We start from the raw sequence: 829 nt of genomic DNA, 5'->3' as shown, positions 1-829 counted from the left end.
GCAAGAGCTTCACATATGTTGTAAGTGAGGAGAATGCGGGCAAGACGATCGGTGGCGTAACGTATGACAGCAACAGCTACGAAGTAACAGTAAAGGTAGAGGATAACAAGAGCGGTAAGCTGACAGTAACCGCAAGTGACAACGCGAAGGCACTGAACTTCACGAACAGCTATGCGGCGAACGGAAATGTAACCTTCAGTGGAACGAAGACGCTGGAAGGCCAGGCACTGACCGCCGGTGAGTTCAACTTCCGGGTAACGGAGGGTAGTGATACCAACGTGGTGTCCACAGGAAGCAATGATGGTGATGGCAACATTGTCTTCACATCGATCCCCTACACGCTGAGTGATGTGGGAACGCATACGTATACGGTATCCGAGGTCAACGGAGGACAGACGAAAGATGGCATCGCATACAGCAGCCAGACATACACCGTAACCGTCAGTGTAACGGATAACGGTGACGGTACGCTGAATGTACAGGCAAGCGACAACGCGAATGCCCTGAACTTCACGAACACGTACGGTGCAGCCGGCAGCGTCCAGTTTGCAGGTACGAAGACTATCACGAATAAACCTGCGGATATGAGTCTTGCGGGGTACATCTTCAAGATAGTTGACAAAGATAGCAAAGAAACCGTCGCAACGGCAAGCAGCGACGCAGATGGCAAGATCGCATATCCAGTGATCAATTACACGCTGGCCGATGCAGGCAAGAACTTCACATATGTTGTAAGTGAGGAGAATGCGGGCAAGACGATCGGTGGCGTAACGTATGACAGCAACAGCTACGAAGTAACAGTAAAGGTAGAGGATAACAAGAGCGGTAA

Annotated in this window: 1 protein-coding gene; it reads left to right on the top strand. The window is 50.8% G+C overall.

Features of this window, described 5'->3' with window-relative positions; all coding sequences use genetic code 11:
- Nucleotides 1-829 (top strand): Spy0128 family protein (locus ACTQ1O_RS14030; protein ID WP_441487789.1); only part of this gene is annotated, 829 nt, incomplete at both ends.

The organism is Bilifractor sp. LCP21S3_A7, assembly GCF_052118825.1.
Classification (GTDB): Bacteria; Bacillota; Clostridia; order Lachnospirales; family Lachnospiraceae; genus Bilifractor.
The sequence above is the reverse complement of the archived record's forward strand: the minus strand, read 5'-3'. Positions and strand labels throughout refer to the sequence as shown.